This window comes from Clostridium sp. 1001275B_160808_H3 (genome assembly GCF_015550425.1).
Lineage (GTDB): Bacteria > Bacillota > Clostridia > Clostridiales > Clostridiaceae > Clostridium.
Genome location: NZ_JADNAT010000003.1, coordinates 125,363 through 151,939, shown reverse-complemented (window position 1 = coordinate 151,939; position 26,577 = coordinate 125,363). Strand labels below are relative to the sequence as shown.

General features: G+C 26.3%; 21 protein-coding genes. 4 read left to right on the top strand and 17 right to left on the bottom strand.

Going from position 1 to position 26,577, the window contains the following annotated elements; translation table 11 throughout:
- The first annotated feature begins 42 nt into the window (after nucleotides 1-42).
- Nucleotides 43-276, top strand: a complete 234-nt coding sequence (gene hfq / locus I2A75_RS03760; RefSeq protein ID WP_195263137.1) for an RNA chaperone Hfq — start codon at nucleotides 43-45, stop codon at nucleotides 274-276.
- Between the two features lie 265 nt (nucleotides 277-541).
- Nucleotides 542-1,822 (top strand): methionine gamma-lyase family protein, encoded by a 1,281-nt coding sequence (locus I2A75_RS03755; protein ID WP_195263201.1) that lies wholly within the window; start codon nucleotides 542-544, stop codon nucleotides 1,820-1,822.
- A gap of 58 nt (nucleotides 1,823-1,880) precedes the next feature.
- Here the strand turns inward: I2A75_RS03755 and I2A75_RS03750 are convergent, their stop codons facing one another.
- Both I2A75_RS03750 and lexA read right to left on the bottom strand, forming a co-directional pair.
- Nucleotides 1,881-2,654: a metalloprotease family protein gene (locus I2A75_RS03750; protein WP_347707748.1), complete on the bottom strand. Its 774-nt coding sequence runs from the start codon at nucleotides 2,652-2,654 to the stop codon at nucleotides 1,881-1,883.
- A gap of 56 nt (nucleotides 2,655-2,710) precedes the next feature.
- Nucleotides 2,711-3,316: a transcriptional repressor LexA gene (lexA, locus tag I2A75_RS03745; RefSeq protein WP_195263135.1), complete on the bottom strand. Its 606-nt coding sequence runs from the start codon at nucleotides 3,314-3,316 to the stop codon at nucleotides 2,711-2,713.
- Between the two features lie 267 nt (nucleotides 3,317-3,583).
- On the opposite strand from lexA, the gene I2A75_RS03740 reads away from it, so the two are divergent.
- Nucleotides 3,584-3,967 (top strand): hypothetical protein, encoded by a 384-nt coding sequence (locus I2A75_RS03740; RefSeq protein WP_195263134.1) that lies wholly within the window; start codon nucleotides 3,584-3,586, stop codon nucleotides 3,965-3,967.
- 70 nt (nucleotides 3,968-4,037) lie between these two features.
- On the opposite strand, the gene I2A75_RS03735 is transcribed toward I2A75_RS03740, so the two are convergent.
- From I2A75_RS03735 to I2A75_RS03690, 10 genes are all read right to left on the bottom strand, one after another.
- Nucleotides 4,038-5,033, bottom strand: coding sequence for a tyrosine recombinase XerC (locus tag I2A75_RS03735; protein ID WP_195263200.1), 996 nt, complete (start codon nucleotides 5,031-5,033; stop codon nucleotides 4,038-4,040).
- Between the two features lie 957 nt (nucleotides 5,034-5,990).
- Nucleotides 5,991-7,442, bottom strand: a complete 1,452-nt coding sequence (locus tag I2A75_RS03730) for a DUF2828 family protein (RefSeq protein ID WP_195263133.1) — start codon at nucleotides 7,440-7,442, stop codon at nucleotides 5,991-5,993.
- A 259-nt stretch (nucleotides 7,443-7,701) separates the two neighbouring features.
- A complete protein-coding gene (locus I2A75_RS03725) occupies nucleotides 7,702-7,887 on the bottom strand; it encodes a hypothetical protein (RefSeq protein WP_195263132.1) in 186 nt (61 codons plus the stop codon).
- Nucleotides 7,888-8,024: 137 nt separating this feature from the next.
- The gene (locus I2A75_RS03720; protein ID WP_195263131.1) at nucleotides 8,025-8,633 is read right to left on the bottom strand and encodes an acetate uptake transporter; all 609 of its coding nucleotides are present in this window, start codon (nucleotides 8,631-8,633) and stop codon (nucleotides 8,025-8,027) included.
- 87 nt (nucleotides 8,634-8,720) lie between these two features.
- On the bottom strand, nucleotides 8,721-9,848 hold the full coding sequence (locus tag I2A75_RS03715; RefSeq protein ID WP_195263130.1) for a DHHW family protein: 1,128 nt from the start codon (nucleotides 9,846-9,848) through the stop codon (nucleotides 8,721-8,723).
- Nucleotides 9,849-9,860: 12 nt separating this feature from the next.
- Nucleotides 9,861-11,231, bottom strand: coding sequence for an MBOAT family protein (locus tag I2A75_RS03710; RefSeq protein WP_195263129.1), 1,371 nt, complete (start codon nucleotides 11,229-11,231; stop codon nucleotides 9,861-9,863).
- 62 nt (nucleotides 11,232-11,293) lie between these two features.
- Nucleotides 11,294-11,764: a DUF4358 domain-containing protein gene (locus I2A75_RS03705; RefSeq protein WP_195263128.1), complete on the bottom strand. Its 471-nt coding sequence runs from the start codon at nucleotides 11,762-11,764 to the stop codon at nucleotides 11,294-11,296.
- A gap of 92 nt (nucleotides 11,765-11,856) precedes the next feature.
- The gene (locus I2A75_RS03700) at nucleotides 11,857-13,764 is read right to left on the bottom strand and encodes an ABC-F family ATP-binding cassette domain-containing protein (RefSeq protein ID WP_195263127.1); all 1,908 of its coding nucleotides are present in this window, start codon (nucleotides 13,762-13,764) and stop codon (nucleotides 11,857-11,859) included.
- Nucleotides 13,765-13,855: 91 nt separating this feature from the next.
- Nucleotides 13,856-14,356 (bottom strand): QueT transporter family protein, encoded by a 501-nt coding sequence (locus I2A75_RS03695; protein ID WP_195263126.1) that lies wholly within the window; start codon nucleotides 14,354-14,356, stop codon nucleotides 13,856-13,858.
- A gap of 284 nt (nucleotides 14,357-14,640) precedes the next feature.
- On the bottom strand, nucleotides 14,641-16,707 hold the full coding sequence (locus tag I2A75_RS03690; RefSeq protein ID WP_195263125.1) for a hypothetical protein: 2,067 nt from the start codon (nucleotides 16,705-16,707) through the stop codon (nucleotides 14,641-14,643).
- Nucleotides 16,708-16,872: 165 nt separating this feature from the next.
- On the opposite strand from I2A75_RS03690, the gene I2A75_RS03685 reads away from it, so the two are divergent.
- A complete protein-coding gene (locus I2A75_RS03685; protein ID WP_195263124.1) occupies nucleotides 16,873-17,853 on the top strand; it encodes an alpha/beta hydrolase in 981 nt (326 codons plus the stop codon).
- A gap of 141 nt (nucleotides 17,854-17,994) precedes the next feature.
- Here the strand turns inward: I2A75_RS03685 and pyrE are convergent, their stop codons facing one another.
- From pyrE to gltB, 5 genes are all read right to left on the bottom strand, one after another.
- Nucleotides 17,995-18,678, bottom strand: coding sequence for an orotate phosphoribosyltransferase (gene pyrE / locus I2A75_RS03680; RefSeq protein WP_195263123.1), 684 nt, complete (start codon nucleotides 18,676-18,678; stop codon nucleotides 17,995-17,997).
- A gap of 290 nt (nucleotides 18,679-18,968) precedes the next feature.
- Nucleotides 18,969-19,403: a hypothetical protein gene (locus tag I2A75_RS03675; RefSeq protein ID WP_195263122.1), complete on the bottom strand. Its 435-nt coding sequence runs from the start codon at nucleotides 19,401-19,403 to the stop codon at nucleotides 18,969-18,971.
- A 75-nt stretch (nucleotides 19,404-19,478) separates the two neighbouring features.
- Nucleotides 19,479-20,453: an aspartate--ammonia ligase gene (asnA, locus tag I2A75_RS03670; RefSeq protein WP_195263121.1), complete on the bottom strand. Its 975-nt coding sequence runs from the start codon at nucleotides 20,451-20,453 to the stop codon at nucleotides 19,479-19,481.
- A 24-nt stretch (nucleotides 20,454-20,477) separates the two neighbouring features.
- Nucleotides 20,478-21,953 (bottom strand): glutamate synthase subunit beta, encoded by a 1,476-nt coding sequence (locus I2A75_RS03665; protein ID WP_195263120.1) that lies wholly within the window; start codon nucleotides 21,951-21,953, stop codon nucleotides 20,478-20,480.
- On the bottom strand, nucleotides 21,953-26,494 hold the full coding sequence (gltB, locus tag I2A75_RS03660; RefSeq protein ID WP_195263119.1) for a glutamate synthase large subunit: 4,542 nt from the start codon (nucleotides 26,492-26,494) through the stop codon (nucleotides 21,953-21,955). Before gltB ends, I2A75_RS03665 begins: the two co-directional genes overlap by 1 nt.
- Nucleotides 26,495-26,577: the final 83 nt, after the last annotated feature.

Genomic DNA, 26,577 nt, shown 5'->3' with positions numbered 1-26,577 from the left:
ATTGTATAATAGAATTGTAAGAATTATGCGGAGGTGAATACGGTGAATAAACAACCAAACAACTTACAAGATATATTTTTAAATGGAGCAAGAAAAAATAAAATTTCCGTTATTGTATACTTAACTAATGGATTTCAACTAAAAGGTTATGTAAAAGGATTTGACAGTTTTACAGTAGTTCTTGATAGCGATGGTAAGCAAATGTTAGTTTATAAACACGCAATAACAACTATAACACCAGCAAAACCAATTTTATTTAATAATGATGAAGAGTAGGCTTAATTAGCCTACTTTTTATTTATATAATGACTGTACTTAAATTATATTTTATTTTTATCTTGAATTAAGAAAACTTTATTTACTTATATTTAACCTTATAATTTACTTTTAGTTAATCTTAAACCTTTGTCTTTATTGCAACATATATACTATGAAATTATGCTAAAATATGATAATATTTTATTTATGTTATATAATAGCTTATTTAATTACTTAGAAGGGAGAAATTACATATTATTAAATGATATGTAATAATAAGGTTATGCTAAGAGAAACAGAAGAATTAATGATGAAAAACTTCAATTTTAAGCCTCAAACATTTGAGCTATATAAGAAAGCTTTAAAAGATGTAGAAGAGGTTTTTGAATCTTATGATGAAATAAGAGAATATAATCAACTGAAAGTATTAAAGGCTTTCCAAGATGAGAGGATAAGTGAATCTCATTTTACTAATTCATCTGGTTATGGATATGATGATATAGGTAGAGATTCATTAGATAAAGTTTATGCTAGAATATTTAATACTGAAAGTGCTTTAGTTAGACCTCATTTTGTTAATGGTACACATGCAATAGGTTGTGCTTTAATGGGTAATTTAAGAACAGGAGATACAATGGTATGTATTTCAGGAGCACCTTATGATACATTACATAACATAATAGGAATAAGTGGAAAAGAAAATATAGGTTCACTAAGGGAATATGGAGTTAATTACAAGCAAGTTGACCTAAAAGATGGTAAATTTGATTTAGATAAAATAAAAGAAACTTTAGAATCAGATAAAACTATAAAGCTTGTACATATTCAAAGAAGTACAGGTTACGGATGGAGAAATTCATTCTTAGTTAAAGAGCTTGGTGAAGTAATAAAGTTTGTAAAAAGCATAAGAGAAGATGTAGTTGTTTTTGTTGATAACTGCTATGGCGAATTTATTGATGTTATAGAGCCTACAGACGTTGGAGCTGATTTGATTGCAGGTTCTCTTATAAAGAATATAGGTGGTGGGATTGCACCAACTGGTGGATACATAGCTGGTAAAAAGGAATGTGTAGAGCAAGCAAGCTTTAGATTAACAACTCCTGGAATCGGAGGAGAGTGTGGCTCAACATTTGGAGTTATGAGACAATTATATCAAGGATTATTTTTAGCTCCACATATAGCTATGGAAGCTGTAAAGGGTGCTGTATTTTGTTCAAGAATAATGGAACTTGCAGGCTTTGATGTTCTTCCTAAATATAATGAAAAAAGAAGTGATATTATTCAAGCTATTAAGTTTGGTGATAAAGAAAAGCTTATACAATTCTGTAAGGGGATACAAAAAGGTTCTCCAATAGACTCATTTGTTGAATGTGAACCTTGGGCTATGCCTGGATATAATGATGAAGTTATAATGGCTGCTGGAGCATTTATTCAAGGATCTTCAATTGAATTATCAGCTGATGCACCAATTAGAGAGCCTTACATAGCTTATTTACAAGGTGGTCTTACTTTTGATCATGCTAAGATAGGTATATTAATTTCATTAAATAATATAATTGAATAATCTAAAATTGCTTTATATTTAACAAAAACACTAGCTATGCAATTAGCTAGTGTTTTTGTTATTCATCAGCATTATCAACGTTAAGAATCATTTCTTTAATATAATCAGGATTTTCATTTTTTTCAATCAACTCATCTTCAATCTTGTTTTTATCTATATTTTCTAATAACTGACAACAAAATTCATCTTTGCATTCTACAGCATCATCTTTCTCTAAATCAATTGAAGTTTCGTTTAGTCCTATATTTGAATTAATATATTCGTAAGGAGTAATTATTAAACTTTCTCCAACAGATTCATCTCTAATTAAAACTATTAAAAATACTAAGTCTGGCATAGAAATTATTGCTGAAGCTGAAGCAATAGCATACAAATACATATTAAATTCTAATATATAACTAATTATAGTTGGTGCTAAAGCTAATATTATAAAAGGAACTATTGATGCTATCAACACTCTATCTTTAGATATAGCCTTCTTAGAAGATATTGATATACTCATATTATACGGATTTAAATTTAAATTGATTATATCTTTTTTAAAAGCATTGGGTAATAAGGATGCCTTTATAAGTGCATAAGGAAATTCCATTAAGAAATATAAAACAATGAGTATAAGTAAAAATTTGATTCCTACTTTAATAAAATCATCACCACTAAAAAATAAGCTATATCCAAGCCCAAAGGCATAAACAGATGCTACAATGACTTCAATAAGTAATATTAGGGTAGAAAAGTCCTTTTTTATAATATGACCTTTATTATGTTCATCTATGGAGTCATTATTTTTATTATTACCACTTTTTAAAATAGAAATTTTCAAAGTCTGCACCTCCTTGATTTGTAGTAAAAAATAAGATTCATACAATATTGTATGAATCTTATTTTCTAATATGCTCTAAACAAACCAACTAATTTACCTAAAATAATGCAGTCTTCAACAATAATAGGAGATAGTGCATCATTTTCTGGTTGAAGTCTTATATGATCTTTTTCTTTAAAAAATCTTTTTATAGTGGCATCATTTTCAATTAGTGCTACAACTATATCTCCATTTTTAGCTGTTGGAGCTTTTTCTATAATGGCATAATCTCCATCATGTATTCCTGCATTAATCATACTATTACCTGTTACTTTTAACATAAATAATTCCTCATTATGTTTTATGTAATCCATAGGAATAGGGAATGTGTCTTCTATATTTTCCGTTGCTAAAATAGGTGTTCCTGCTGTAACTCTTCCAACTAAAGGTATATTCAACATTTCCTTCTTTGAATTTGATGTTTCCATGATTTCTAACGCTCTAGGTTTAGTTGGATCTCTTCTTATTAATCCTTTTTTCTCTAATCTTTTTAAATGACCATGAACAGTCGATGTAGATCTTAAATTAACAGCATCACAGATTTCTCTTACTGAAGGCGGATAACCTTTGTTTTCTGTATATATCTTTAAGAACTCATAAATTTCTAATTGTTTATCTTTTACTTCGTTCATTATAACACCTCTCTTTATTTCTATTATTATAGCATAAAAGTATGATAATATCAAACTTATGTTCTCAAAACGAACGTTCTTAAAACTTATGTTCTTATAGCAATTTATAAAATCACTAATGAAATTTAGTAGGATAATTTTATCTATTCCAATTAAATAAATAGTAGAAATTAAAGCATAAAGTATTTTTTTTTATATAATTTGATTATTTAATATTTATTTGGTATAATTAAGTTTAGTTTAACTTTAAACAAAGGTGGTGTATTTATGGATTTCAAGAAATTCACAGAAGACGATTATTGTGACATATATCCTAATAGGATTTGTGATAACTGTGGAGACTGTTTAGAAGAAGAAGGTATAGATGTAAGAGCTATAAAAATTGAAGATATAGCTAAAACAGTTGAAGAAAATGAATTTTTAGAAAATGAATATAAAAAGATGTTAGAAGCTTTAAAAGAAGAAAAGCTATCAACTGAAGAATTTGATGAAGTAGGAGAGTATACTTTAGAAAATGAATCAAGTGATTATGTTGATGCTTTTGATCATATTGAATACATAGATGATTTAGATATATTAGGTGATGATTCACTAGAAGAAGCTACAGAAGAAATCTTCCCTGGAGTTAGAAAGTTAAAAGGGAAGTACTAATTAAATAAAAAAGGTTAAGATGTTTTTTCTCTTAACCTTTTTTATTTATATATATTATTTTTTAAACATTTTACAATTTTGATAATGGATTTGAATTTACAGCATCTCTTAAAATCTCTTCATCAACGTGAGTGTATATTTGTGTAGTAGATATATTTTCATGACCTAATATACTTTGCAAACTTCTTATATCAACATTACCATGCTTGTACATCAAAGTAGCAGCAGTATGCCTCAATTTATGTGGCGTATATTTTGCATTACTTAATCCTGAATTAAATATATGCTTCTTTACTAACAATTCAACCGTTCTTTTATTAATAGGTTTAAAACGGGAGGAGAGTAGTAAATATTCTTTATCCTCAAGTGTACATTTTGAAGTATCTCTAACAGATAGATAATTATCAATAGCTTTTAAGCAAGCTTCATTTAAATAAACCGTTCTTTCTTTATCTCCCTTACCGATTATAGTTAAAGTATCACCTTTAATTTTATCTAATTTAATACTGCAAAGTTCTGATAAACGCATTCCACAATTTAAAAACAAAGTTAAAATACAATAATCTCTATAATAATTCTTATTATCTTTATCTAAAGAGCTTAATAAATTAACACTTTCATCTAAAGTTAAATAAACTGGATGCCTTTTATTTATCTTTGGTGATTCTAATTCAAGAGTAGGATTATCATCAATAATTTTTGCTTTTCCATTAAGAAACTTAAAATAAGATTTAAGTGAAGCAACTTTTCTTGCTCTTGCATAATTTCCATTATCTCTTTGTTTTTCTGCAAATGATAGGAAAGCATACAAATCTGTTAATTTAATTTTTCTAACAAATGAATTATCTATATCTCTAATATCTATTTCAGAAAACTCCAATGAATCATCAGTAACAAGTCCTTTGTATACTTTTAAAAATTTAAAGAATAAAGTTAAATCTAATTCATAACCTTTAATAGTATTCGGAGATTTCCCCTTAATTGTTTCTAAGTAATTTAAAAAATCAGTAACCGATTCTGGCAAATTTTTAATTTGAACTTGTTCAATACCATATTTATTTCTGATTGGATTTATATTTGAATTTAAATTTTCAACAGAATTCAATTCTAAATCCACCTTAGTATTTTTCTTAGTAATTTTTTGAGCTTTTTTAATAGTACGATTTATTCCAAGTTCTTTAAGCCAAATTTGAACATTTCTAATTCCTGTATCATAAATTTGTGCAATTTGAGAAGTTGATAACTTATTTATTTCAGCAAGTTTAAATAGATCTTCAATTATAAATTCATATCCTCGCTGAACACCTAAATCATGATAATTACTATAAACTGCATCAAGTTTTTTCTTATCCTTATTAGATAATTCGATATTTAAAAGTCTTTTTACGTCGTCAGTATAAGAAAAATCTTTATATTTGTATGTTTTCGTTCGTCCTGTAGACATTTTTTCACCCCCGAAATCTCTCTAAAGCCTTGATTTTATTATATCACAGAGATTTTCGCATTACAATAGTACGAAATATAATAAATGTATATTTAGCGAAATAAAATTTAAGGTTTTTTATAATAATTTGGTATATTTTGGTGATTTATATTCTTCATTTTCTATATTAATTAGTATTAATTTGATTATAAACATCTTTATTTATAAAACCTTATTATTTTCAAATGTAACAAATTTTATAATTTAAATTGTCTTTATATCATATAAATATATAAATTTAAGAGCTTTTGAAATTTATTTTTTATACAGCTTAATTTATATAGATTCATAATTAATATAAATTTGTTATTTCTATAATTATATTTTTTTAGTTTCATTACTTTTATAGCTTAATTCATTAAAGGTATTTCAAAATAATGTTATTTATAATGATTTATATAATTATATTCATATTATATATAACATATGCTTTTAAATTTCAATTTCTTAAATCAATCATAAAAATCTACTTTACATAATAAACATATTAAACATTATGTAAAGTTATATTTCATTAAACAATGCTTAGCATTGTTTAATTTAAATAATTAAATCTTTATATTCAATATTATTAAATTTATCTATAATAATATTACTATTACTTATCTCTTTGCTTTCAAGTAAATACTTCCATATAGAATTGTTATATCCATTAATAATCGTAATACTATCTTTATATTTTATCGAAAACTTTGGAGATAAATTATTTAAATTCCAAAGCTTTATTCTAGGAATTTTAAATCCTGAATTTCCCCACTTTTCATTCATCTCATTAATATCTATAAAGTCAATATCTTCAGATTTATTATATATAAACATTATAGATTTGGGAATTGCTTCAGATTTTAAATTCTTTTTTATACTAGTAAATAATAATAAGTCTAACGCAGAATTTAAATCGATATTATAATTAACTTTGTTTTTAGAAATTATTTGGATATCTTCTATATAATTCGATCCTGTTAATTTATTAAATTTAGAATTTTTCTTAAAGGACATATAATAGTTTTTGAAGCTGTTTGAATTCATTTTATTATATAAAAGGATCGTTGCAATTAATACATCAAAGTATTTATTTTGATCTTTTGTAAACTCTCCTTCAATTCCATTAACTATCAAAGTATCTTCAAAAGAATTTAAATTCCTTATATTTATATCTATTAAATATTCTAAATTCTTAATATACATATCTTCTATACTGTTTATATTATAATTATTTAAATCATTTCTAATAATTGAAATCATCTTCTCAATGGATTCAAATATAAAGGTATTTTTATTATTTTCCATTTTAAACTTCTCATAATTCACTCTATCATTTCTTAAAAATGCTTTTTTATACTTCTTTATATTTAGTTTTGTAAGATTCTTATAATTTATTTTAGAATACTCTCTCCTACTTATATTAGTTTCTACTATATCTATCTTTTTTCTTAAACTAGATAACAACCGTCTATATTCCTTAGGCGAATACCCAAGCAATCTTCTTGTTTTATTACCAAGCCTTTTAGATTCTTTAGAAGAAGTATTTTCTGACTTTAACCATTTAGCTAATGTAGATGGTTTATTAGAGTTAAGATCTATTTGTAATTGATTCTTAAATAAATCTATAACATCATCTTCAAGCTTCGTATCAAATAAAGAATATAAATCATCCCATCTACCATACTTAGGAATTAGAGATAAGTTATCTTTTATATACTTTGGATGCTCGTTTGCTAGATATCTTAAAATAACCCTAAATATTCTTCTCTCCCCTAATCCATTTATTTTATCTCTAATAAAGAATAATAACTTAATGCTGCAAGCAGTTCCTGAGTAAAAAATTCTTCTGAAATTTTCTATTATTTCTCCTTCAGAAGCATTTCTAAAATATGCTATATTATCTATAAACTCTTCTATTGCATTTATATTAACTATTTCTTCTTCTTCCATATCTATTTCAGAGACTTTATATAATTCTTCTCGTATTTTACTTAAAACACTAGACATCTTTTTCCTCCTAAAAATTAATACAAGACACGTTTATATAATGATTATATCATACATTGCATATGCATAATATTAATTAGCTGTTAGTGTCTTTTCAAGATACATATTTTATTATGCTGTTAGTATCTTTTCATTATTATAATATTGTAAACACTATAAATTTAGAACTAATTTTAATAAAAATACAACTTATATAAATTTGATATAATGTATAATTCAAATTTCTAGATAAATAAAAAAAGTGCTGTTATAGCACCTTTTATGACTCAATAATTTTATTTATCAAATTATTTACAATCAACTCCGATTTAGAGCTTCCTTTTTTATTGAAACATCTAACTTGCTTATAATCAATACCATTTAAATTTAAATCTATTATATCTATTCTCTCTCCTTCATATACAACTGGATCCTTTTTACCTTTTAAAAATATAGATACTTTCATAAAATTTCTCCTTATATCAAATAAACTAACTATTGTATGTGGAATAAAATTATACTAAATCTCGATAAAACAAAAAAATATAGTGTTAATCATATTTTAATACAATAACACTATATTTATAATATCACATTTATTCTTTATTTAAAAATATTAAATGGCTTACCTATTGGTAAAAATACCTTACCAAAATGCTTGTTTAGTACAGCTGCACCACTTCCATAGAATGAAAAAATTGCAATTCCAAGTTCTGAATACGCAGCTAAACTATGAGCAAAATGTGGTACAATTCCAAATGAATTTAACATTAATCCTATGAATAGAAAATCAATTAAAACAAAAATTATAAATAATACCTTATTAGTTTCCATTGCTCCAATAGTCATAAATAATGTAAATATTAAATATGCTAAAAAGGCAAATCCTAATTGTTTTGTATCAGCTGCAGATGCAAGCTTTTCTCCAAATACTCCATTTTGTATTAGCCATGTCATACCCATTGCATACCAAAAGAACGCGTATGCTCCAAAAGCTGTAGCTCCAAACGTATTGTTGTGTTTAAAATCATTTATAGACGCTAATAATTGAGCTGTAGCTCCTAAGAAGATAGCCCAAGGTAATACTAGAGATACCCCATCTGTAAGTCCTAGTTTTTGTGATGATGCAACTAATGTTATAACAGCTAGTCCAAATAATCCTAATGCTGATGGATCAGCAACTAAAATTTTTACTTCTTTTGTTCCTTCCATAATTTCCTCCTATTTTTATATAAATCAACCTTTAAAAGAGTATCAAATATTTATAGCATTGTCAATAAAGTTGTGTTATTAAATGTATTAATATTTAATTTTAGATATATTTACGTCTTCAACAAGATTTATAAAATTATACATTATTAATATATCATCAAATTTATTACTTTCAAAAAACTCATTAAAGCTACCAATAAAACTTCTTAAATCAACAACATATACTTCTTTATAATTATTAACTATATATTGAATAAAAGAATTAGCAAATGAATCTTTCAACACTAATATTTTATTATTATTATTATAAATATCATTGTTTTGAATTATTGTTAATCCATTATTCCCCCTTAAAAAAGCTGAATATTTATCGCTACTGCTCCACCTTGAGTCATCATTTATATTATCAACAGGCACTCCATCTATAGATACACTTAAATTGGGTAAATCATAATAAGTTATTACATCACTTTCTGCGTTAAAGTTTTTACTTTTAGAAAAGTAAGTTCCATAAAAATTATCAACTTCATTCTTATTAAAATGACTCATATCAACTAAAGTTAAATTATTATTTTTAACAAATTCACTATATGCTAAATATGCTCCAAATGAGGTCCAATGGTGATCTGTTTTATAATATATATACTTATCTTTATTCTCCTTCAAGCTATCCATTATTGATATTATATTTATATTATTATAATTATTTAAATAATTATATATATCTTTTATATACGTTTCTTGATCTACTAACTCTACTCCATAAGGCAAATAATCCTTATATATAGTATATGAACTTGGAATAATCATAAAATTCACCTTATCTTTAGGTGTTTTGTTTATAAAAGATAAAAGAAATTCAATATTTTTAGTTAAACTTTTTTCATCTATTTTCTGATATTTTTCAAACAAAAAATTATTTTCCCCGTAAATTATATTATTATTCTCTATCTTACCTAATAGAAACTCACTTCTAGATTTTAAATCTATCCACTTATCCCTAAAAACAAATTGGTCATTAATGTATCTTTCATAATCTTTAGTAAATCTTCCTTTAAGAAAATCGTCAAAATAGAATACAGGCTTTTGAGCTAAGGATCTATTTTCAAAGTTGGAAAAGTCTTTATCTCTATTGATTATATCTAATATTGTAATAATTATAATTATCATTAAGACAAATATACTTATTGGATACTTTACTATCTTTTTAATCATACTCTCCTCCTACTAAAACCTAAAATACAAAAAGGGATTGTAACTACTATCTACTAAATATGCTACAGACATTATAAAAAGCAATACAATAATTATTGATTTAATCACCTTATTCAGCTTACTATATATTTTTAGTACTATTGGAGTTGAAAAAATAATGCATAATATAATAACTATAAAATAGTTTCTAGTATAGTAAATCCAATCACTTCTAAAATCCATAGCAAACATCTTTTTTATATAAATACTTAAAGTTGTAATATCACTTATAGCAAATAAACACCATCCTATTATTAAAAAGAATATGGTATATAAATGCGAGAAAATTACATATTTTTTTAGAACTTTTTCTAAAAATATTTTCTCTATATAAAGTAATACAAAGAAATATAATCCCCACAAAATAAATGTATATTCAGCACCATGCCAGAATCCAGTTAAAAACCAGACTATCAATAAATTAAAAAATACCCTTCTTTTCTTCACTCTATTTCCTCCTAAAGGAATATATACATATTCTTTAAACCAGGAACCTAAAGTTATATGCCACCTTCTCCAAAATTCAGTTATACTCCTAGATATGTATGGAAAATTAAAATTATTCGGGAAGTTAAACCCTATCATTTTTCCAAGGCCTATAGCCATTGATGAATATCCACTAAAGTCAAAATATATCTGAAATGAAAAAGATATTATACCAATCCAAGCTAGAGGTGTTGATATATTAACTAATTCCTTACTAGATATTTCAGACCAAAGCATACCTATATTATTAGCTATTAATACCTTTTTTGATAATCCTATTATAAATTCCTCTAATCCTAACTCAAAATTACTCATAGTTATAGAACGATTTTTTATTTCTTTGTTTATATCACTATATTTTACTATTGGACCTGCTATTAGCTGTGGAAACAAAGAAACGAAAGCTCCAAAATCTATTAGATTTCTTTCAGCTTCAACCTTTCCTTTATACACATCAATAGTATAAGATAACGTCTGAAAGGTATAAAAACTTATTCCTAGTGGTAATGCTAAGTTAATTTTTCTTATTGAAGAATTAAACAATAAATTTATATTTTCTATAAAGAAATTTGAATATTTAAAATAAATTAAAATCCCTATATTAAATACTATAGATATTAATAATAGAACTTTGCATTTACTTCTATTTTTAAAATTCTTTTGAATTAATAATGATATTGTATAATCAACAATAATTGATGAAACCATTATAGGAAAGTACTTAGGCTCTCCAAATGAATAAAAAAATAAACTAAATATAAGTATACAAAGATTCTTATATTTATATGGAGTTATATAATATACTCCTACAAATATAGGTAAAAATCTAAATATAAAAATTAGACTACTGAAAACCATACTAAATCCTTTCTAAAAAAGCTAGATAAGAAAATTTTCTCATCTAGCTTTTGATTTTAATCTTATTTAAAACATTCATTTACAGCTTTCTCCGCTGCTTTAATATCCTCATTAACTAATAATATAACATAGTTACCTTTTACAGTAAGTATAGCTTTTTCTAACTTTTCTTTTTGATCTGGTAAATATGCATTATTTTTTTCTGTATCAAGTACATCTTGTAAAATAGCTTTAACGGATTCAACCTTTCCTTCTTTAGCCTTTACAACAGCTGCTACATCCGCAGAGTTAATAACCATTGCTTTAATAATACCATAATCTTCAACATCATCTAAGTTTAATTTAGCTATATCAGTAGCCATTTGTTCATCGAATTCTTGAGGCATTTGCAGAGGTGCTTCTTCTCCAACCTTTGCTACTACATCTTTAGCAGTTAATCCTTCTTTTAATTCTACATTAGCACTTTTACTACCACAACCAACTAAAACAAAAGATACTAATAAAACACTTAAACTTTTAATAAGTTTCTTCATAGTTTTTCTCCTTTTCACATTATATTTGTGAGTCTTGTTACACAAATATTATACTATAATAATGCAAAATGAGAAAGCTATTGCTTCTAAATTTATCTGTTTTTATATTCTTCAATTTTATTAGCAATATCTTCTAAATATTCTAATCTCTCATATTTAAATAAAAGTTCCTCTTCTATAGATTCCTTTTCTTTCATAAGTTCATTTAGAGCTCCATAATTCGAAGCATTTTTTGCCATTTTATCTTCTATCACAGTAAGTTCATTTTCTAAAGAATCTATAACAGAATAAATTTCTTCAAATTCCTTTTGTTCTTTAAAAGTAAATTTAGGTTTAGAAGAAACATTTTTATTTTCTTTTTGATTAGACTTCTTTTCCTTTACTTCAGTTTGAGATTTCTCAGGCTTTATCTCATATTCCTTATGTATTAAATAATCACTATAATTACCTACATATTGTTTAACTATTCCATTACCTTCATATGAAAAGATTTTATTACATAATCTATCTAAGAAATATCTATCATGTGATACTATAATTACTACCCCTAAGAACTCATCTAAAAAGTCTTCTAATATCTTAAGAGTTTCAATATCTAAATCATTTGTAGGCTCATCTAGAATAAGTACATTGGGAGATTCCATTAACACTCTTAGTAAATGTAACCTTCTTCTTTCTCCACCTGATAGTTTTTCAATTGGAGTATATTGAAGCGTACCATCAAAAAGGAATCTTTCAGCTAATTGAGATGCTGTTATATTGTACCCATCTTCAGTTGGTATATTTTCCCCACCTTCTTTTATATAATCTATAGCTCTTTGATTTAAATCCATATGAGTATTATCTTGTGAGAAAGCGCCTATACTTACAGTATCTCCAATTTCTATCTCTCCACTATCAGGTCTTAACGCACCAATTATCATATTTATTAAAGTAGTTTTTCCAGCACCATTTTTTCCTATTACACCTATTCTATCGTTTTTAGAAAAAATATAATTAAAATCTTTAATTAGAACTTTATTATCAAATGCTTTAGATATATTATTTATTTCTATTATCTTTTTACCTAATCTCCTTCCTATAAAAGGCATTTCTATATCAGTATTTACTGTTATATATTCAGTATTAACTAATTCATCAAATCTTTGGAGTCTTGCTTTTTGTTTAGTAGTCCTAGCCTTCGCACCTCTTCTTACCCATTTTAACTCTTTTAAAATAAGCTTTTGTCTTTTTTCTTCTTTAGCCGCTTCCACTTGTAATCTTTCAGCTTTTTTCTCTAGAAAGTCACTATAATTTCCATCATATAAATAAAGGTTTCCTCTATCTAGTTCTAGTATCTTATTTGTTACCCTATCTAAGAAGTACCTATCATGAGTAATCATTATTAAAGCGCCTTTTCTTGAATTTAAGTACTCCTCTAACCACTCTATTGACTCAGAATCAAGATGGTTAGTAGGCTCATCTAATACTAGTAGCTCACAAGGGGTTATTAATGAAGAAGCTAAAAATACTCTTTTTCTTTGACCTCCAGATAACTCTGACATTTTTTTATTAAAATCACTTATTCCAAGTTTAGTCAAAATAGTTTTAGCATCACTTTCTAAATCCCATAAATTCATAGTATCTATTTTACTTTGAAGTGCTATTAATTTATCATTAAGAGATACATCACTATTAACCTTTTCTAGTAACTCTTCATACTCCATTAAAAGTTTCATTTCAGGAGTATCTCCTCTAAATATCTGTTCTAATATAGTAGAATTATCATCATATTTTGTATCTTGTGCTAAATATTCTATTCTTATATTTTTCCCTTTTACTATCTTCCCATCAAAGAATTCATCTCTTCCTGTTAATATTTTAAGTAATGTTGATTTTCCTGCTCCATTTAAACCTATTAAACCAATTTTATCTCCATCATTTATATTCAATGTTACGTTGTTTAATAAGATCTTTTCACTATAAGTCTTAGTTATATTTTCTAATGTAATTAAATTCATACATATCTCCTTAACTATTTATCTATTAGTATATAACTATTGTAAATAAAAAAGTAAGCTTAGACAACTATAAAGTATCTAAGCTTATCATTTATTGTAGAGCTATTTTGCCCTTATATTTATTTTCTATTAATTTAAATACTGGTATACCTACTACAGTAACAACTACAAACTCACCAATTCCAACTTGTAGCATAGTTATTACCATTGGTAATTCAGAAACAACACTTATCATCCACCCTACTATAATACCATTAAAAATAGTTGGCCATAATGAACCGATAATTAAACTTAAGTTTTTCGATTTAATATATTTAGCTGTAAGTGATATTGCAGATACACTTAAAAATGTTGCTAGTGTTCCAAATACTATATCCATAATACCTAATCCACCTAGTATATTTGCTAGAAGACATCCGAAAGTTAATCCACCTATGTAAAAAGGATCTATAAACGCTAATAAGACTAAAATCTCTGATAATCTAAATTGTATTGGTCCATAGCTTATAGGTGCCAACACGATTGTAAGTGCTGCATAAATTGCTGCAACTAATGCTGCTTTGACTAATTTTTTAGTTACGTTTTCTCTCAATGTAATCTCCTCCAAAATATTATTTATACACTACTAAAAAAATAATAAAAAAAGTGCCTAAAATAGACACCTCCAAAATAAAAACATACGAAATAAAATTACGATAATAATAGATGTAAAAATAAAATAGAGAGCTCACATAAATGAACCCTCTACGAATAAAATCACACTTAATATAAATTGCAATTAATAACCGTAGTTTTGTTTATAGACAGGAGGCTTCCGAACTGTCTTATTTAATTTTCTATAATATTATATTGTATAAACTTTATGAAGTCAATATTTTATTTCATTTGTAAAAATTCCTCTAATTTAGATAACTCTTTTGACTTATTTATCCACCAATCTCTACTCCATACTCTATATAATTTGATATTTTTATCCTTTAGTACTTTATTTAAATAGAGATCTTTTAATTTATAAGTTGAATCAATATTTATAATTTCAGAGTCTATTTCTAATGCCGCAATTGTATTTAGATTATTATCTTTTATTAATAATTTGATATCAAATTTATCTATGCATACATTCTTTTCGCTTATATATCCTAATCCTTCTAAGTATTTTTGTATTTCATTAATAATAATATTTTCACTTGAATTTTCAGAGATTAATAATTCATTTATATTTGATATATCTAAATTCGTATAACTTTTAAGATTTATAGAATCATCTATTTTATCTTCACAGAATATTATAATATTTTCACTTAATTTTTTTATTATTTCTAATGTTTGATTATCTAGTTTGTTCTTTTCACTTATATAAATTACTTTATTAAATCTTATATTGTTTTCACCTATATTCTTTAATTGTAACTCATCTACTTTGGAAATTATACATGGAAATAAACCTTCAATCATTTCTTTATTTGAAAAATCAAATTTCTCAATATTATTTTTTACCATTTGAAGTCTTTCTCTTAATTTATTGTCCCATTTATAATTTATAGATTTAGGTATTAAACTATTTCTAATTGTTATATCTTTATTTAACTCATTTAATATTTTTTCAAAATCATTATATTTATCTAAAGTATCAGCGGATTTCAATTCCTCTTCTTCAATTTCCAAATATAATTTTAATTTAGGGATATTTATAATAATATCCTCCATATACTTTTTGTCTTCAGTATTATTATAAGCATAGCTTAATAATTCAATTTCAATTTCACTTAGAGCATTTATTAGATTTAACAGACTTCTCATCTCATAAGATAAATTAAATATCTTTCTATATAGTAATAAATCATCCTTTAAATCTTCGCCCTTGATAAGATCAGTCAATAAGCTATTAAATTCTTTCTTATTTAATATATCCTTCAAAAAGCTTAATTTATTGATATATGAATTCATATTATTTAAATTATCTTCATACTCTCTTGTGATATCAGCTTCAATGCTAGAGTATTTATTTATATTATTTTCATAATCTATATTATCTTTTCTTTTAGTAAATAAACTTAATAACTTATTTTTCTTTTGATGATTTAATAAATTATAATTATATTTTAAGTTAACTATATTAACTAAGTTCTTCAAATCTTCACTTTGCATCTTAGGGTTTACAGAGAAAGTTTCTATAAAGTCATCTGTATATTGAGTGTACTTTAAAGGCACTTTGAAATTCGCATCTTTATTTAACTCATCAATTTTATAAATTGCTAAATTTAACATTTCATAATTAATTGGTTCTTTAATGATTTTAAATTTATTATTATCGATAAATCTTCTATATTTTATATATTTTTTTATTATATCAGAATTAATAATTTTATTAACACAACTAGTTATTTCAAAGTAACTATATTTTTCAAAAGGCTTCTTTATTCTATATATACTATAATATTTATATAAGGAATCATACTTGCTTAATTTCTTTTTAGTTGTCTTGTATTTTTCTATTAGCGATAATGATTTATTCTTTTCTAATGTAAAGAACTTAATTAAATCTACTAATTGGTTACTCTTTTTATCAATACTTCTAGACAACACTTCTACTTTACTTATAATTGTTTTCCCAGTAGTTTCTGGTAAACTTAACAATTGTTCTTTTAAATTATTTTCAAAGTCAGTTGAACTATTTAAATAAATAGCTTTTTTATCTAAATCTTTTATAAATTTTGTATCTGTAATTTTATTAATATAATCATCGTATAAAATTAATACTTGTTCTTCATTAAATGAAAGCTTATATAAAATTCCTTGAAAAATATTTATTAGGTATTCTTCACTACAATTGTTAATTATTAAATCTTTATCATCCTTCAAATATTCTATAATACTTTCAAATATATAATCAAAGCTTAATGTATTTAAAATATCTTCTTCTTTAACTAAATCACTTACCATTTATTAAATCCGCTGCTAATGTAAAGCAACTCCCCCCTGTTTTAATTTAAGTTAATAGTACTAATACAATATATTCATAAAAATGATAATTTATAACTAAATTTAAATTATTATTTTCATTTATTGTCTATAATACTAATAGCTTAAAAATAAGGAGTTGATCTTTTGAAGAAAATATATAAATTAATAGTATTATTTGTAGTATCATTTATGACAACATCCCTAATTATTGCTTTTTACTTCAAAGGTGCAATTTTAATAACATTTGATATTATTAAAGATTTAAAAGATTCAAATAAAAGTGTAGCAACCTTAAGTGAATTAACTGATTATTATTGTTCTACCTCCATGGATGTAAGAGGATTAAAATATAAAGAAAGTTTATCTGAGGATGTGTTTTTAGACATATATAAATCTAATATTACTAATAAGCCTTCTCCTGTTATTATATACGTACATGGCGGTAGTTGGATATATGGCGATAATGGAATTCCAATAGGATTAGACCCTATAATAAATGCATTCAATAAAAGAGGATTTAGTATAATAAGTGTATCCTATGAATTATTAAAGGAAGATACCCCTATCTCAAACCCTGTAAGTGATGTAAAAGATGCCATAAGATGGGTGTATAAAAACAAGGATGAATATAATTTTGACACTAATGACATTGGACTTCTTGGAATATCATCTGGGGCACATTTATCCTTACTATCTGCTTATACAAGTGATGATGAATTCATTGGAGATAAAGATTTAGCAAGTTATCCATCTAAAGTTAATTATCTAATTGATATATTTGGTCCTACAGAATTATCTACATTAGATTTTTCGGTGGCTGATGAAGAATTTAAGGATGAAATAGAAAGGTTAAAGGAAAAATCATTTTTAGGTGATATATATAGCCCAATCAATTATGTGGATGAGTCATCTCCAAGCACTTTAATAATACATAGCAAAAATGATGAATTAGTTCCATATACAAATTCTGTAGATTTATATAATAAGCTCAAAAATCAAGATGTTAATACAAAGCTACTTAGCTTAAATTCTGGTGGCCATAATTTTTATGGTTTTGAAAATAAAGAAATAGTAGCTCTAATTTTTGAAGTTTTTAAATTTCTTACAGAAAATACTTCATTATAAAAGGCCAGCGTGTTATGCTAGCCTTTTTTTATCTTATTAAATTATAAATACAAATTATATATTCATAAAAGTATTTCATAATCTTTCTCATTCATTTGACATACTAATGTCTCTATATAATACTTTAATTTTAACACTTTATTAATTATTATAAGAAACTCCATATTTATTATAATAGTCTTCAATAGAATTTTTCATAGCATCATCTATATATACTTTACCGTTTACTTCTCTATTATATAAGTAACTCACAACTTCTTTCATCGTAACTATAGGATATGTAGTTATTCCAAAAACTTCTTTAATTTCTTCTTGTGCAGATTTTTCTGATTTCCCTTTTTCCATTCTATCTACTGATATAATAAGACCCTTTATATCAACATCTCCTTGAGATTTTAAAATAGGAGTAGTTTCATATATTGATGTCCCTGCAGTCATAACATCTTCAACAATAACAACTCTTTTTCCATCACTTAAAGATCCACCTAATAGAATTCCACCTTCACCATGATCCTTTACTTCTTTTCTATTAGAGCAATACTCAACATTTATATTATATAATTCACTTAAAGAAATTGCTGTGGTTACTGTAAGTGGGATTCCTTTATATGCAGGTCCAAATAAAACATCAAAATTCTCTCCAAAATGCTTATTTATAGCTTTTGCATAAAATTCACCAAGCTTTTTTAATTGTTTCCCAGTAATATAATTACCTGTGTTAATAAAAAACGGTGTCTTTCTTCCACTTTTAGTAACAAATTCTCCAAATTTTAATACATTACTTTCAACCATAAATTCAATAAACTCTTCTTTATATTTTTCCATAATAACCATTCCTTCCAATACAGATATTAAACTTATAATTTTTAAAAATATACGTTTTTATAATTTTATCATCTTTTTATACATAATCCTAATATTTTTTTATAAAAAATTGTATATATTTAAATTTACTTGCTTTGTAATTACTAAAAATCAAATCATTTTAAATATGCTTCTTGATTCTTAAGAAATAAACTTAAGCCTTTATCAATAAAGTAACATGACTATTACTTTACAAAAATAAGAAAAGCATTAAATTTATCTTTAATGCTTTTCCACTTTGTGAATATCTTTTATTTTACGCCCTTGGCTTCTTTATTTAATTCATATAATCTCTGTCTTTCTGGTAGCGTAAGTTCAGTTGAACCTTCTCTTTTTTCAATAAGTTTTTGTAACTCTTGAAATTTTGCATCACCTAATTTAACTTTTATTACTTCTGCTTTCATGTTTTTTAATTCATTTCTTTCAGTAGTAGTTAACATATCACCATTATTTACTTTTTCTCTTAATTCATTTACTTTTTCTTTTTGTGATGCACTAAGATAACCTTCATTTTCTGGAGTCCAAAAGTCATCAAATTTTTCTTTACCTAAATCAACTATAGCATCGCTAGATACTCTAAAAGCATTTGATTTATTCTTTACGTCATCAGCTTGTACGTATTTCAAATTTGAGAAATTCATTACAGTAGCTGTTAAAATAAAAAACATAGCAAATTTTTTAATCATCTTTTGTACCTCCTTTTCAGATATTCACATTATTAGTATGTGAAAAATCTAAAATTTTAAATGAAGAAATTTTTACTATAATAAGTCTATTTCACTTTTTCTGCAAAAATCTTTATTTTTTTCATCCCAAATAGAACATTGAACTTCTCCTATATGACGTTTATTTAAAAAGAACATACATATACGAGATTGACCTATTCCTCCACCTATTGTATAAGGCAACTCTTTTTGCAAAATTCCTTTATGAAATTGCAATTTTTTTCTATCTTCACAATTACTTTTAATTAATTGACTTTCTAAAGCCTCTTCATCAACTCTTATTCCCATAGATGAAAGTTCATATGCCATATTTAAAACAGGATACCATACTAAAATATCTCCATTTAAAGTCCAATCATCATAATCTGGGCTTCTTCCATCATGCTTTATTCCAGAATTCAATAAATCCCCAATTTCCATTAAAAAAACTGCACCTTTATCCTTACAAATTTCATTTTCTCTTTCTTTCGGAGATAACTCTGGGTATAAATCTTCTAATTCTTGGGTTGTTATAAAATAGATATCTTCCGGTAGTTGAAAAGACATAGTTTGTAAATTCTCATTCACATATTTTTCTGTTTCTTTAAAAACATTATATATATCTTTTACAGTTTTCTTTAAGTATTCTTTATTCCTATCTGCTTTAAGAATTATTTTTTCCCAGTCCCATTGATCTACATAAATTGAATGAAGATTATCTAATTCTTCATCTCTTCTAATTGCATTCATATCGGTATATAATCCTGAATACGGCTGAAAGCCATACCTCTTTAAACTAAGTCTTTTCCACTTTGCTAAAGAATGTACTACTTCAACTTCCTTTTTATCTGCAAGCATATCAAAGGAAACAGGTCTTTCTATACCATTTAAATTGTCATTGATCCCTGTATTTGCTTCAACAAATAAAGGAGCTGAAACTCTAGTTAAGTTTAATTTATCTGATAGAGTCTTTTCAAAAAAATCTTTAATTGCTTTTATTTGGATTTCTGTTTTGATTAATGAATTTGTCATATAAATGCCCCCTATTTATAATAATTATTCTTTCAAATCTAAATACCCATTAACTGCGATTGCTGCTTCTATGCCTTCTCTTATTGCCCAAACTACCAAAGATTGACCTCTTCTAGCATCCCCACAAGTAAATACTTTTTCTTTATTAGTTATAAAACTTCCATAGTCAGCTTTAATATTTCCCCTATTATCTGATTTCAAATTAAAGCCTCTTATTATATACTCTTCTGTTCCCACAAAACCCATTGCTAGTAATACAATATCTACATCAATCAGTTCTTCACTATTAGGTATTTCTTTAAAAGTAGTTTTACCCGTTTCATCTTTTATCCATTCAACTTTTATTGTAATAGCTGATTTAACATTACCTTCTTCATCACCTATAAATTCTTTTACACTAGTACAATATCTTCTAGGATCTTTTCCAAATAACTCTATAGATTCTTCTTGACCATAATCAACTTTAAGTGTTTTACTCCACTCTGGCCATGGATTATTACTCTGTCTATCTTTAGGAAGAGGATTAGTTATTTCTAATTGTATTACTGATTTACAACCTTGTCTTATAGCAGTAGCAACACAATCTGTTCCTGTATCGCCACCACCAATTATTAAAACATTTTTATTTTTACAAGAAATAAAATTGTCAGTATTTTTTTTATTTAATAAGCTTCTAGTATTTTCTTTTAAATAATTAACTGCAAATTCTATACCTTTAAAGTTTCTTCCAGGTACATTTAAATCTCTTGGCTTTGTAGCTCCAGTTGCTAAAACTACAGCATCGTAGTCTTTCAATACCTTTTCTATTAATTGACTATCTTTGCATATATCTGTGTTAGTAAAGAAATTAATCCCCTCATCTTTTAAGATAGCAACTCTCCTATTTACAACTTCTTTATCTAACTTCATATTAGGTATGCCATACATTAACAATCCACCAACTCTATCTTCTCTTTCGTATACATCTACGTAGTATCCTAATTTATTTAAAAGGTAACTACATGCAAGTCCTGATGGGCCTGATCCAATAACAGCAACTTTTTTGTTATTTCTATATTTAGGTTCTATTGCTTTAATTTTACCTTCTTTAAATGCTTTATCAATTATATATCTTTCATTTTCCTTTATACTTACAGCAGGAGAATTTATAGAAACAGTACAAGCTGATTCACATGGAGCTGGACAGACTCTTCCTGTAAACTCAGGAAATGGGTTTGTTTTTAATAGCCTTTGTAATGCTAAATCCCAGTTTTCTTTATATATTAAATCATTAAATTCTGGTATTAAGTTATTTAGAGGACATCCTGATGCCATTCCATTTATAAGGAGTCCTGATTGACAAAAAGGTATACCACAATCCATACATCTAGCACCTTGTTTTATTTGCTCACTTTCTGAAAGTAAGTTATGAAATTCTTTATAATGAGTTGTTCTTTCTTTTACAGAATCATTTATACCTACTTTTCTTTCAAACTCTAAAAATCCAGTTGGTTTTCCCATTATATTGCACTCCTTTCATAAAAGGCTGCTAATACAGCATCTTCATGATTTAATCCTTCTGCTTTCTTTTCATCTATTAAAGTAATAATCTTTTTGTAGTCATTTGGAACTACTTTTAAGAATTTATTACTTTCAATACTCCAATTTAATAATAATTGCGTTCCAAGATTAGAATCAGTAGCTTCAACATGTTCTTCTATTAAAGATTTTACTTTATCAATATCTGAATCATCTAATTTTTCAATTTCAACCATTTCTTTATTTAAATTGCTATTAAAATTGTTGTTTTTATTATATATATAAGCAATTCCACCACTCATTCCAGCTGCAAAGTTAATTCCACACTCCCCAAGTAGAACAACCGTTCCACCAGTCATATATTCACAACCATGAGCTCCAACACCTTCTACAACTGCTATAGCCCCAGAATTTCTAACACAAAATCTTTCTCCAGCAACTCCATTTATAAATGCTTTTCCTGAAGTAGCACCATATAATGCTACATTACCTATAATTATATTTTCTTCAGGCTTTATATTGCAGTCCTTAGGATTTTTTACTACTATCTTTCCACCTGATAAGCCTTTACCTAAATAATCATTACAATCGCCATTAACTTTAATTGTTATTCCTTTAGGTATAAAAGCACCAATACTTTGTCCACCTGCTCCAGTACAGTTTAGTATTACGGAATCATCTTTTAAAGTATTGTATCCATACTTCCTTGTAATTTCTGAACCAAGCAATGTTCCAAGTGTTCTATCAGTATTCATTATATCTATATCAAGATTTAAAGTATTTTCTCCATTGAAGTATTTCTCTATCATAGGAATTAATAGACTTCTATCTAAAGTTTTAGCAAGTTTTATTTTATGATTTTTATTGAATTTATTTTTTAAGCTCAGGAACTTCTTATCCTGAACAAAGATAGATGATAAATTTACTTTGCTCCTTTTATAGCCTTTGATATTTTCTTTTTGTTTTAATCTATCAAATCTACCTATCATTTCTTCAACAGTTCTAAAGCCCAATTTTGCCATATACTCTCTTAATTCTTCTGCAATAAAATACATAAAATTAATTACATATTCAGGTTTACCCTTGAATCTATTTCTAAGTTCTTTATTTTGAGTAGCAATACCTACAGGACAACTATCCAAATTACAAACTCTCATCATAACACAACCTAAAGAAATTAATGGAGCAGTGGCAAAGCCAAATTCTTCTGCACCTAATAATGCAGCTATAGCTACATCTCTTCCTGTCATAAGCTTACCATCAGTTTCTAATCTAACTCTATCTCTTAAACCATTTAAAATTAATGTTTGATGAGTTTCTGCAAGTCCTAATTCCCAAGGTAATCCTGCATTTTGAATTGAAGTCTTAGGTGAAGCACCAGTACCTCCATCATGTCCAGAAATTAATATCACATTTGCACCAGCTTTTGCAACTCCAGTTGCTACTGTACCAACTCCAGCCTCTGCAACAAGCTTTACAGATATGTCTGCTCTATCATTAGCTTGTTTTAAATCATATATAAGTTGAGCTAAGTCTTCAATTGAATATATATCATGATGTGGAGGAGGCGATATAAGGCCAACACCTGTAGTAGCTCCTCTAGTTTTAGCTATCCAAGGATATACTTTGTTACCTGGTAGTTGTCCACCTTCTCCAGGTTTTGCCCCTTGAGCCATCTTAATTTGTAATTCATTTGCATTAATTAAATATTCAGAAGTAACTCCAAATCTACCTGATGCAATTTGTTTTATTGAGGATTTTCTTGAATCACCATTTGTATCTTGTGTAAATCTATCACTATCTTCTCCACCTTCCCCAGTATTAGATTTTCCACCTATCCTATTCATTGCTATGGCTAAAGCTTCATGAGCTTCCTTAGAAATAGACCCATATGACATAGCTCCAGTTTTAAACCTCTTCACAATTGATTCTATAGACTCTACTTCGTCTATAGGTATTGGATTACTTAAAAATTTAAAATCCATTAAATTTCTTAATGTAAAAAATCTTTCATCACTATTTACTAGATTTGAATATTCTTTGAATGTTTCATAACTACCTGTCTTTGTAGCTTGTTGCAATTTATGAATAGTTAGTGGATTATATAAGTGTTCTTCTTTTCCAGAACGTAATTTATCTCTTCCTTTCGAATCCAAAACAAAGTCGAAATTCACATTACTTTTCCTAAATGCATTTTTATGCCTTATTAAAACTTCTTCTTGTATTTCCTTTAATGATATTCCTTCAATTCTACTAACAGTATTAGTAAAATATTTATTTATGACTTCACTGTTAATTCCAACAGCTTCAAAGATTTGTGCTCCTCTATAAGATTGAATAGTTGAAATACCCATTTTAGATATAATCTTAACTAATCCTTTTAGTATAGCTTTATTATATTTTTTAACTGATATCTCATAATCTTCTTTTAATAAATTGTCATCTTCTAATTGTCTTATAGATTCATAAGCTAAATAAGGATTTATTGCAGATGCTCCAAATGATATGAGTGTTGCAAAATGATGTATTTCTCTCGGTTCAGCACTTTCAATTACAATATCTATTTTGCTTCTTAAACCTTTTTTAATAAGATAATTATGAACTGAAGAAAGAGCTAGTAACGAAGGAATTGGTATTAGCTTATTATTTAATCCTCTATCACTTAAAATTAAAATATTATAATCTTCATAACAAGCTTTTTCTACTTCCAAAGATAAGTTGTCTAGTGCTTTTTCTAAATCGTACTCTCCATTTTCCTTACCATATAAAATACTTATTGTTTTTGTTTTAAAATCTTTATTGTCTATATTTATTATTTTTAACAAATCTTCATTTGATAATATTGGAGATGATAATTTAATTTGTTTACAGTTATCTTCTGAATCTTCTAGTATATTTCCTTGTGAGCCTATATATACTGTAGTAGAAGTAATAACTTCTTCTCTTATAGCATCTATTGGAGGATTTGTTACTTGAGCAAATAACTGTTTAAAATAATTAAACAGCAATTGTGGTGAGTTTGATAAAACTGCAAGTGGTGTATCTATCCCCATTGAGCTTAAGGGTTCTTGTCCATTTTCACTCATGGGTAATATAGTATTTTTTAAGTCATCATAACTATAATCAAAAGCTTTCATTAAAACATGCCTATCATCCTTTGAAATTACAGTAGTATTATCTTGATAAACTTTAATTTTATCAAGAGTAATTATATTATTTTCTATCCAATTTAAATAAGGTAATCTTAAATAATACTTTTCTTTAAGTTCTGAATCATTTAAAAGTTTTCTATTTTTAGTATCAACTAAAAGCATTTTCCCTGGTGTTAATCTACCTTTAGAAATTATTTCTTCATTTTTTATATCAAGTGCACCAACTTCTGAAGAAAGTACTAACCTATTATCTTTAGTTATATAATATCTAGCAGGCCTTAATCCATTTCTATCTAAAGTTGCTCCCATTACATCTCCATCAGTAAATACTATAGCTGCTGGCCCATCCCATGGCTCCATCAAAGTTGCATTATATTCAAAAAATGCTCTTTCTTCTTTAGAAATAGATTGATTTTTATCCCATGGTTCTGGAATTAACATCATTATAGCCTCTTCAATACTTCTTCCATTCATAATCAAAAATTCTAAGGTATTATCGAGTATAGCTGAATCTGATCCTTCTGCATTTATAATAGGTAGAACTTTATTTAAGTTTTCTTTGAGCACTTTTGATTTTAAATTACCTTCCCTAGCAAGTAAGCTATTGATATTTCCTCTAAGAGTATTAATTTCTCCATTATGAATTATATATCTATTAGGATGTGCTCTTTTCCAACTAGGAACAGTATTAGTACTATATCTTGAGTGAACCATTACAATTGAAGATTCAACTTTTGCACTAGATAAATCTTTATAAAAGTTTTTAAGTTGTCCAGCTAAAAGTAATCCCTTATAAACAATTGTTTTACATGAAAGAGATGAAATATAAGCATTTTCAGTTACTAATTCTTTTTCAAATCTTCTTCTTAATATATATAATTTTCTTTCAAATTCTTTAACATCTTTAATATAATAAGGTCTCTCTATTATAACTTGTTTAATACATGGCATTGATGAAATTGCAAAATCTCCAAGCTCTGCTGGATTTACTGGAACTTCTCTCCATGCTAATATTTTAAGACTTTCTTCATTGCAAAGTTTTTCAAATATATTTATACAATTTACTTTGTCAAATTCATCTACTGGTAAAAAGAACATTCCAACTGCATATTCTTCTTCATCTGGCAGTATAACTCCGAGTCTCTGGACTTCCTCTTTGAAAAATCTGTGAGGAATTTGAAATAATATGCCTGATCCATCTCCAGTTTTACCGTCAGCTCCTGTTCCACCTCTATGTTCTAAGTTAATTAAAATATTTAAAGCATCTTCTACTGCCGTATGAGTCTTTTTACCATCAATATTTACTACTGCACCTATTCCACATGCATCATGCTCAAAAGAGCTTCTATATAAACCTATATCATTATGCATTTTTATCCTCCTTTCATTCTTTCCTAGTATTTAAATATAGTTTTATGGAGCTGTCATAGACAGCTCCTATTATTGTGAATCAG

Coding starts and splice junctions, on each gene's coding strand:
- I2A75_RS03730 (WP_195263133.1), bottom strand. CDS start 7,442: ATGTCTAGTGTTTTAAGTAAAATACGAGAAGAATTATATAAAGTCTCT.
- I2A75_RS03740 (WP_195263134.1), top strand. CDS start 3,584: ATGGATTTCAAGAAATTCACAGAAGACGATTATTGTGACATATATCCT.
- I2A75_RS03715 (WP_195263130.1), bottom strand. CDS start 9,848: ATGATTAAAAAGATAGTAAAGTATCCAATAAGTATATTTGTCTTAATG.
- asnA (WP_195263121.1), bottom strand. CDS start 20,453: ATGACAAATTCATTAATCAAAACAGAAATCCAAATAAAAGCAATTAAA.
- I2A75_RS03690 (WP_195263125.1), bottom strand. CDS start 16,707: ATGGTAAGTGATTTAGTTAAAGAAGAAGATATTTTAAATACATTAAGC.
- pyrE (WP_195263123.1), bottom strand. CDS start 18,678: ATGGAAAAATATAAAGAAGAGTTTATTGAATTTATGGTTGAAAGTAAT.
- I2A75_RS03675 (WP_195263122.1), bottom strand. CDS start 19,403: ATGATTAAAAAATTTGCTATGTTTTTTATTTTAACAGCTACTGTAATG.
- lexA (WP_195263135.1), bottom strand. CDS start 3,316: ATGAACGAAGTAAAAGATAAACAATTAGAAATTTATGAGTTCTTAAAG.
- I2A75_RS03710 (WP_195263129.1), bottom strand. CDS start 11,231: ATGGTTTTCAGTAGTCTAATTTTTATATTTAGATTTTTACCTATATTT.
- I2A75_RS03725 (WP_195263132.1), bottom strand. CDS start 7,887: ATGAAAGTATCTATATTTTTAAAAGGTAAAAAGGATCCAGTTGTATAT.
- I2A75_RS03755 (WP_195263201.1), top strand. CDS start 542: ATGCTAAGAGAAACAGAAGAATTAATGATGAAAAACTTCAATTTTAAG.
- I2A75_RS03720 (WP_195263131.1), bottom strand. CDS start 8,633: ATGGAAGGAACAAAAGAAGTAAAAATTTTAGTTGCTGATCCATCAGCA.
- I2A75_RS03700 (WP_195263127.1), bottom strand. CDS start 13,764: ATGAATTTAATTACATTAGAAAATATAACTAAGACTTATAGTGAAAAG.
- gltB (WP_195263119.1), bottom strand. CDS start 26,494: ATGCATAATGATATAGGTTTATATAGAAGCTCTTTTGAGCATGATGCA.
- I2A75_RS03705 (WP_195263128.1), bottom strand. CDS start 11,764: ATGAAGAAACTTATTAAAAGTTTAAGTGTTTTATTAGTATCTTTTGTT.
- I2A75_RS03665 (WP_195263120.1), bottom strand. CDS start 21,953: ATGGGAAAACCAACTGGATTTTTAGAGTTTGAAAGAAAAGTAGGTATA.